The sequence below is a fragment of the Thermodesulfovibrionales bacterium genome, assembly GCA_035686305.1.
Classification (GTDB): Bacteria; Nitrospirota; Thermodesulfovibrionia; order Thermodesulfovibrionales; family UBA9159; genus DASRZP01.
The window spans coordinates 1-8,096 of sequence record DASRZP010000056.1 but is presented as its reverse complement, the minus strand read 5'-3'; the positions used below and the strand labels follow the sequence as shown (position 1 = coordinate 8,096).

7 protein-coding genes are annotated in these 8,096 nt (G+C 54.7%); 4 read left to right on the top strand and 3 right to left on the bottom strand.

Annotation, left to right across the window (positions count from 1 at the left end):
* The first annotated feature begins 116 nt into the window (after nt 1-116).
* The 3 genes from VFG09_07000 to VFG09_06990 all read left to right on the top strand — a co-directional run bounded on the left by VFG09_07000 (nt 117) and on the right by VFG09_06990 (nt 4,037).
* Complete coding sequence (locus VFG09_07000) at nt 117-680, top strand: hypothetical protein (GenBank protein HET6514892.1); 564 nt, start codon at nt 117-119, stop codon at nt 678-680.
* 123 nt (nt 681-803) lie between these two features.
* Entirely contained in the window at nt 804-2,522 is a 1,719-nt protein-coding gene (locus tag VFG09_06995) for an amidohydrolase (GenBank protein ID HET6514891.1), read from the top strand.
* A 69-nt stretch (nt 2,523-2,591) separates the two neighbouring features.
* A complete protein-coding gene (locus tag VFG09_06990) occupies nt 2,592-4,037 on the top strand; it encodes an alginate export family protein (protein ID HET6514890.1) in 1,446 nt (481 codons plus the stop codon).
* 55 nt (nt 4,038-4,092) lie between these two features.
* Here the strand turns inward: VFG09_06990 and VFG09_06985 are convergent, their stop codons facing one another.
* Both VFG09_06985 and VFG09_06980 read right to left on the bottom strand, forming a co-directional pair.
* The gene (locus VFG09_06985; GenBank protein ID HET6514889.1) at nt 4,093-5,736 is read right to left on the bottom strand and encodes an MFS transporter; all 1,644 of its coding nucleotides are present in this window, start codon (nt 5,734-5,736) and stop codon (nt 4,093-4,095) included.
* The gene (locus VFG09_06980; protein HET6514888.1) at nt 5,717-5,875 is read right to left on the bottom strand and encodes a hypothetical protein; all 159 of its coding nucleotides are present in this window, start codon (nt 5,873-5,875) and stop codon (nt 5,717-5,719) included. The genes VFG09_06985 and VFG09_06980 overlap by 20 nt, the downstream gene beginning before the upstream one ends.
* 111 nt (nt 5,876-5,986) lie before the next feature.
* Here VFG09_06980 and VFG09_06975 point away from each other — a divergent pair, with 111 nt between their 5' ends.
* A complete protein-coding gene (locus VFG09_06975) occupies nt 5,987-6,469 on the top strand; it encodes a cupin domain-containing protein (protein ID HET6514887.1) in 483 nt (160 codons plus the stop codon).
* A 208-nt stretch (nt 6,470-6,677) separates the two neighbouring features.
* On the opposite strand, the gene ligD is transcribed toward VFG09_06975, so the two are convergent.
* Nucleotides 6,678-8,096, bottom strand: a 1,419-nt coding sequence (ligD, locus tag VFG09_06970; protein ID HET6514886.1) for a non-homologous end-joining DNA ligase, incomplete at its 5' end; no start/stop codon positions are given.

Below are 8,096 nucleotides of genomic sequence, written 5' to 3'. Positions count from 1 at the left end.
TCTGATCGGGCGAAGAAGACTCAGAAGAAGGAAGGGCCAGGGCATTTGCTGCTGCCGCTCTTGGGCCCCGGCGCTTACGGCCAAAGCGGATAGGAACTCAGAGAGGGAGGCGGTGTATGAATAACCGCACTTCGGCGGAGAAACCAGCAGAGCCCGTCGCTGTCCTGACACTGCGCACGGTCAAGCCGGGATTGGAAGAGAGATTCGAGGCGGAGTTGCATGATTTCATCTCCCGATCGCTTGAGACCGAAGGTCAACTGGGTGTGAGTGTCATGCGTCCGGTTAACGGGAGCGGGTCGCGTGAGTACGGTATTTTGCGCAGGTTTATGAACAAGACCTACCGTGACCGTTTTTATGAATCGCCCCTTTTCCACCAGTGGGAAACTGCGGTTGCACCGCTTACAGAAGGGGAGCCTAAACGTCAGAAATTAACCGGTCTCGAAACATGGTTCGTCAGTCCGGGTCAGCGGGCAGTGATTCCGCCGCCGCCATGGAAGATGGCTATTGTCACAGCTCTTGCTGTTTGGCCGGTCAGCATATTGGTCCCGTGGTTGCTCAATCCTTTCATAAGCAACCTGCCTTTTTCACTGCAAGCACTTCTTATTGCAGTGGGTATAGTAATTCTTCTTACTTGGGCGGTTATGCCAGTGCTGGTAAGAATTCTCAAGCCGTGGCTTTAATCGCCTCTAAAGGAGGCTACCAAAATGAATACACCTGAATTGATCTTGCACAACGGGGCCATCAGCACCCTCGTCGACGGAAAGCGGCAAGTTTCAGCCGTTTCTGTAGCCCAAGGACAGATAGTGGCTGTAGGCGGTGAAGAGCTTCTTAAGACAGCGGGCAAATCAACGCAGCGGATTGACCTTAAAGGGCGGCGTGCGATTCCCGGCCTGAACGATTCACACATCCACGTTATCAGGGGCGGGCTGAACTACAATATGGAACTCCGGTGGGATGGAGTGCCGTCGCTCGCCGATGCCCTTGGGATGCTTCGGGAACAGGCTCGGCGCACACCGCCTCCGCAGTGGGTGAGGGTGATCGGCGGTTGGACGGAGTTTCAGTTTGCCGAGCGTCGCATGCCGACTCTGGAGGAGATTAACAAAGTTGCACCTGACACGCCGGTCTTCGTTTTACATCTTTACGACCGCGCTATTGTCAATGGAGCAGCGCTGCGCGCCATGGGTTATGCCATGGAGACGCCCAACCCGCCGGGCGGAGAGATTCAGCGCGACAATGCGGGGAACTTAACGGGACTCCTCATTGCCAGGCCGAACGCCATGATCCTTTATGCAAGCCTGGCCAAGGGACCCAAGCTTTCTTACGATGATCAGATCAACTCGACGCGTCAGTTCATGCGAGATTTGAACCGCTTGGGGCTTACAAGCACCATTGATGCCGGCGGCGGCTTCCAGAACTACCCTGATGATTACAAGGTGATCAGTGATCTTGCGGCGAAAAGAGAACTCTCTCTGCGCATAGCCTACAACCTCTTCACCCAGCACCCGAAGGGAGAATTTGAGGACTTCTTCAAATGGGTCAAGATGACCTCTCCGGGAAAAGGTGATGACTTTTATCGTATGAATGGAGCAGGTGAGATGCTCGTCTTCTCGGCCGCTGATTTCGAAGACTTCCTGGAGCCACGTCCGGATCTCCTGCCGATCATGGAGCAAGAGCTCACCAAGGTTGTCCGCCTCCTCGCTGAGAACCGCTGGCCCTTCCGTATCCACGCCACGTATGATGAGTCGATCTCTCTTTTCCTCGACGTCTTCGAAGCGGTCAACCGCGACGTTCCCTTCACCGGACTGCGCTGGTTTTTCGACCACGCCGAAACCATAACGCCCCGCAACCTTGAGCGTGTTAAAGCACTCGGTGGCGGCATCGCGGTGCAAGACCGCATGGCTTTCCAGGGGGAATACTTCCAGAGCCGGTACGGGAAATCCGCTGCCGAACATACTCCGCCCATCACGAAGATGCTGGAAATGGGCCTTCCGGTTGGCGCCGGGACTGATGCCACACGTGTTGCCAGCTACAACCCCTGGGTTTCGCTTTATTGGTTGGTGAGTGGAAGGACAGTCGGTGGAGCCTTGCTTTACCCGGAAGCAAACAGGCTGGACCGGACAGAAGCGCTACGCCTTTATACAGTGGGAAGCAGCTGGTTCTCCGGTGAAGAGGGGAAAAAAGGTATGATTGCGCCAGGACAACTTGCCGACATAGCGGTTCTTTCCGCCGACTACTTCACTGTGCCTGAGGAGAGCATCAAGGCTATTGAATCCGTTCTTACCATTGTCGGTGGAAAAGTAGTCTATGGTGCGGAAGAGTTCAGTAATCTTGCGCCACCGCCTCTACCCGTTAGTCCCGACTGGTCGCCGGTCGGAGTTTACGGCGGCTATCACCGACCAGCGCCTCACGGACATGCAGCGGGATCGTGCTGCATTCATCCCACTAAGACGCACGGGCATCCCTCTGTGCTGAGCTCCACGGGAAGACTCTGGCCTCTGGGCTGCGATTGTTTTGCCTTTTGAATAGAGGACATTGCTCGAAGGCAAGACGTTCACGATGACGCGAGGATGAACGTATAGACACAAGTGAAGATGACGAGGGGAGCGAAGGTGAATATAACGAGGCTTCTTCTAAGCTGTATGGGTGTCTTTTTCATATTCATCCTCGCCGTGATCATTCGTCCGGAGGCGGCAGAGGCAGAGGCGGATACGAACTTCACCGCACCAGCCTATTCCTTGAATCGTGCCGACGAAGATTATCGGTATTTGCGCGATCCAGCCAGACGCGTCGAGTTTTGGGACTCCGTCAAATACGTGGCCCTCAATGAATCAGGCAGTTCGTATCTTTCCTTAGGCGGAGAAGCACGGGAAAGGTACGAGTACTTCAGCAATCCCAACTGGGGGGCAGGTCCTCAAGGATCCGGCTACCTTCTCCAGCGCTACTTTCTCCATGCCGACCTCCACATGGGAGAACACCTGAGGCTGTTCACCCAATTACAGAGCAGCCTGGAAAATGGCCGCACAGGGGGACCCCGGCCTACCGACAAGGATGAACTCGACCTGCACCAGGCGTTCCTGGATATAAAGTTCGATTCAGGGGGGGGTAGCTCCTTCCTCCTGCGGTCCGGCAGACAGGAGTTGATTTATGGCTCGCAACGTATCATTTCGGTACGGGAAGGGCCGAACGTGCGCCAAAGTTTCGACGGCTTCCGCGCCATGTTCCGCACGGGGGATGTTGCAGTGGATGCCTTTGCCGCCAGACCTGCGGAAACGAAACGCTACGTGTTCGACGACGGGACGGACAACAGCCGCGGGCTTTGGGGTGTGTACTCAGTGATGCCTCTGTCGATGCTTCCCAAGGGCAACGTTGACTTGTACTATCTTGGCTATCATAATCGAAATGCAAGCTTTAACCAGGGGAGCGCCAGTGAAACCCGCCACTCCGTAGGCGCAAGGCTGTGGCGGACCGCAAAGCCTATCGACTATAATTTCGAATTCATCTACCAGTGGGGGAAATTCGGCAATGGCGATATTCAGGCGTGGACAGCGGCATCCGATACCGGCTACACTTTCGACTCTTTAACGTTTCACCCGCGTCTCGGTCTTAAGGCTGATGTCACGAGCGGCGACAGGGATCCGAACAACCCCGATCTCCAGTCCTTCAACCCACTCTTTCCCAAGGGAGCATACTTTAGCGAAGACGCCTTGATTGGTCCCATCAACCACATCGACCTGAACCCTTCTGTTACACTTCAGTTTACAGGCAGTGTCATGCTCTCAGTCAACTGGGACTTCTTCTGGCGCGAGAGCACACATGACGGACTTTATAATAGCGGTCTCTCACTCGTTAGATCCAGCAAGAACAGCAGCGCCAGCTTTGTCGGGAGCCAGCCGCAGGCTGTGCTGGAATGGGACATTGACCGGCACTTCACCTTCGTTGCCATTTACGCCCACTTTTTTGCCGGCCCCTTTATCAAGGAAACCGGAGCTGGCAAGGATGTGGATTACACGACTGCCTGGTTGGCCTATAGATTCTGACGGGCCGTTGTGCAAGGCTCTGCCGCTGAGAAGGTCAGCACTTTGTGATATTGAGTCATCCATCACGCTGTCGTGATCTCATTCGACGCGGACCTTTGCCGCCCGCATAAATGAAATGAGTAACGGTCGGGCTCTCCGGCCCACTGTGAAAGGCATTCACCCGATCCTGAACGGCGCGGTCCGATATCGTCACTCTCTCATGTTGCCTCATATGCTCAACCCATGATTCTACTACAAATGTTTCAATGTATCGGCTTTGGTCGGCTGTGTCCCTGTAAAGGCCCCATCGGATCGCTCCATCGCGCCGGCGGATTTTCTTTATAGCTTCCATGGCCCCTGCAAAGTCCTCGGCCTGCAAGGGATGAATATGGTATTCGACTGACACCAGAACCGGCCCCTCCTCGGCTTTGGGCTCACGGACAACTCTCGGCGCGGGCCAGTGCAGGGATTGTTCAAGGTTTAGGCCTTCCGCCTCTTTCAGGCGATGGTGTGCTGAGAGCACGAGGCCTGCGACAAGACCGGCAGCCGAGGAAAGAAAGGCGACTGTCAGCCCCAGGCGCCCGGCTACAGTCCCCCAGAGTGCGCTTCCTAACGCCATGCCCCCAAAGAAAACAAGCATGTAGAATGCAAGCGCCCTTCCCCTGACCCATGACGGCACCGAGGCCTGCGCGCTCGTACTGAAGCTCACGAGAAGCGTAAGCCATCCTGCGCCGATAACAAACATGGTAGCGGCAATCAGCCAGGCATTGCGCAGGAACGCAAGCATGAGCAACATGAATGCGAAGAGCACTGTTGCCACGACCACCAACGAGTCGAGTGATGCCTTCCTTTTGACTGCTGGTAAGGCCGCGGCGGCTGTCACAGCTCCGGCCCCGAGCGCTCCGAACAATAACCCATAGCCCGTAGGCCCGAGCTTAAGTTCAAACCGTGCCAGCACCGGGAAAAGAGCCCATATGGCGCTCCCAAAGACGATGAACGCCGCCGAACGGATGAGGACAATGCGGAATGCCGGGGAGTGGCGTACGTAGCGCGCGCCCGCTCGCATTGCCCCAACGGCACGCTCAGCCGGCAGGGCGCTGCCACGCGGCGCTCGATGCCAGCGATAGAGGACTGCCGCAATACCGAGAAAGGAGGCAGCGTTTAACAAAAAAGAAGCGCCTGGCCCTGAGAATGCGACGATCAAACCGCCGAGAGCGGGGCCTACTGCGCGCGCTATATTTACGGCAATGCCGTTTAGAGCTATCGCTGCGGGCAAGTCAGAAGGGCCCACCAGTTCGGGAATTATCGCCATCCATGCCGGCGCGTTCAGTGCAGTTCCCAGGCCGAGGAGGAATGCCAGCAAAAGAAGGGAGGAAGGAGTGGCAGCGCCGGCTATGGTCATCACGCCGAGTATCGACGCCGTGATCAGCATCCAGACCTGTGCAAATATGAGGAGTCTCCTTCTGTCCATGATGTCGGCGAATGCGCCCGCCGGCAGGGCCAGGAGGAAGATCGGAAAGCTGTCCGCCGTCTGAAGGAGTGATATCAGGATGGGGGATTTTGTCAGCGAGGTCATGAGCCACGCCTCTCCAACATCCTGTACCCACGTTCCGACATTCGAGGCGACTGCCGCGATCCAGAGAGAGCGGAAGAGATGTTGCCTGAGAGGACTCCAGGCCGATTGCCTTCCTGGAAGATTATCAGCTGAGGAAGCCTTCACGAAACATCCCCGCAAGGGTTAGGATGACTTTCACTTTTCGCCAAATATCCACCCACTTTTTCGCCTGGCCTAATTCCAGCTTCTCAGAAAATCGTTGCGGCGTCAACTGAGCGCTTTGTATATGATCCTCGCGGCTCATGCCTCCTCATGACCTCAGCCTCGCTCTTTGGACGACTCCCTGCTCACAGCCCTGTGGTGCTTGACAGTCCGAGAATTCATACTATACTTTGTCTATAAGGAGGAGAAAGAGATGAAAAGGAAAATCGTATTTTTTGCGGTGGCGTTTCTGTCCTTGTTGGTTGTCATGTCTGGCGGACTCGCTGCCGAAAAAATGAAATCGGCAGGAACTGCCGGAAACATAATCTTGACTCCCGATGAGTTTTCATGGAAAGACGGCCCCGCATCACTCCCTGAAACCAAAATCGCCGTTTTGGAGGGTGATCCCGGCAAGAAAGGCTTCTTTGTGGTACGCTTCAAACTGCCTGCCGGAACAAAGATACCTCCTCATATACACAAGAACAGAGAACGTGTCACCGTTATCTCGGGAAAATTCAATCTCGCCATGGGAGACAAACCTGAAAACCCGACGATACTGCAGGCTGGCAGTTATTTCTCCCTGCCACCAAAAGTTGTCCACAATGCATGGGTCGATGAGGAGACCGTCCTTCAGATCAGTACAATGGGCCCATGGACGTTTAAAATGGTAGGCAAGGAGACGGAGAAGAAGTATTAGTTTTGAGCTTAATAAGATGATTATTAACAAAGCCACATTCTGAAGCTATTCCGTCATTCCGGCTTGTCCGGAATCATTCTTTGTTTTCAGAAGGATTTCCGACGCGCTTCGCTTGCGGGAATGACAGGTGTGAGCCGTTGCTGGTGACCTCCTTAGCATTGCCGGGGGCAGCGACGTTGATGAATAGTCACCTCGTCATTCGACGCTTTCACTCCGGCTTTTCCCGTACCACTTCGCGTGCGATTTTGTCCTCGCGGAGTCGCAAAAAAACCGGCTGTCTCATGATGCCATCGCCAGTCCAGCCTGAGAAGGCAAGTTCGCAGACCAGTTCCGGCTTTACCCATGTGACCGGGGCATTGGTCTCCGGCTCCACGTGGAAAGGGCATTCTTTTTGGATCAGGGGTCCCATTTTTTCTCGCACTTCTCTAAGAAGCTTGCCGCCGAATCCGCCTCCCGAATGGCCGATGTAAATCAGGTCATCCCCGTCGAATGCGCCTAAGACCAGGCTGCCGAAATATCTTCTGCCCCCTCCCGGTTTCGTGAAGCCCGCGATCACCGCCTCCTGCGTGAGTTGCGTCTTTACCTTCAGCCATTCGCGGCTCCTTCTTCCCATGCGATAGACGCTCTGAGAATGTTTGGCGATGATCCCCTCCAGACCTTTTTCTTTTGCAACATCAAAAAACAAGACGCCCTCTCTGGATACGTGATCGCTGAATCGTATCTTCGAATCGGAGGGGAGGATTTTTTTCAAAAGTTCTTTCCTCCTGAGCAAGGGCAGGCTCGTCAGATCATGTCCCTGAAAGTAGAGGAGATCGAAGACATAGTAGAGCAGATGACCCCCTCCGGATTTCTGGTAATTCTGCAGCGCCTGAAAATCAGGACGTCCCTGACCATCCACGACAACGATTTCGCCGTCCAGGACCGCCTCAAAGGTCAATTTCCGCAGCGACTCCGTAAGGGGAAAAAATTTTTGATTGAACAAGATTCGGTTACGAGAATAGAGAGAGACATTTCCCTCCTTAACTTCGGCAATGGCCCGGTATCCGTCCCATTTTACCTCAAATATCCAATCCGGATGATCAAAGGGGTTTCTTGCCAAGGCAGCGAGCATCGGTCTTATGCCCTGCGGCATCGGTTTAACCGGTGCACCCTTCAGGTCTTCGCTTTTCATCGCCTCCCGAAGACGGATCTGGTTTTCTTTTTTCCGTGAAAGAGATTTCCCCGGTCCGGCTTCGGCAACATCCTCCAGGGTCTTCTTGGATAGGACGGAACGGTTCTCCTCGAGAATGTCTCTGTTCGTAGCATAGCGATCTTTCTTCTTCAAAAGCAGCCACGACTTGTCGTCCCTTCCCGTTTTCACCAGGGCGAATTCCCCCCGAAGCTTTTCGCCATCGAGGACAAACTTCATGTTCCCTGTTCTTAATCCGTCCAGCAGGAGTCTCTCACTTTCTTTTCTATTTTTTGCGGAAGGGTGATGATAAAAGCCTCTGTCCCAGATGATGACTCGTCCTGCGCCGTAATTGCCCTCAGGGATGACACCCTCAAAATCCCTGTATTCGAGCGGATGGTCTTCAACCATCACTGCCAGCCTTTTCACGGAGGGATCCATCGAGGGCCCTCGCGGCAC

Excerpts from the sequence above, each read along its gene's own strand:
- VFG09_06975 (HET6514887.1), top strand. The coding sequence starts at position 5,987 with ATGAAAAGGAAAATCGTATTTTTTGCGGTGGCGTTTCTGTCCTTGTTG.
- VFG09_07000 (HET6514892.1), top strand. The coding sequence starts at position 117 with ATGAATAACCGCACTTCGGCGGAGAAACCAGCAGAGCCCGTCGCTGTC.
- VFG09_06980 (HET6514888.1), bottom strand. The coding sequence starts at position 5,875 with ATGAGCCGCGAGGATCATATACAAAGCGCTCAGTTGACGCCGCAACGA.
- VFG09_06990 (HET6514890.1), top strand. The coding sequence starts at position 2,592 with ATGACGAGGGGAGCGAAGGTGAATATAACGAGGCTTCTTCTAAGCTGT.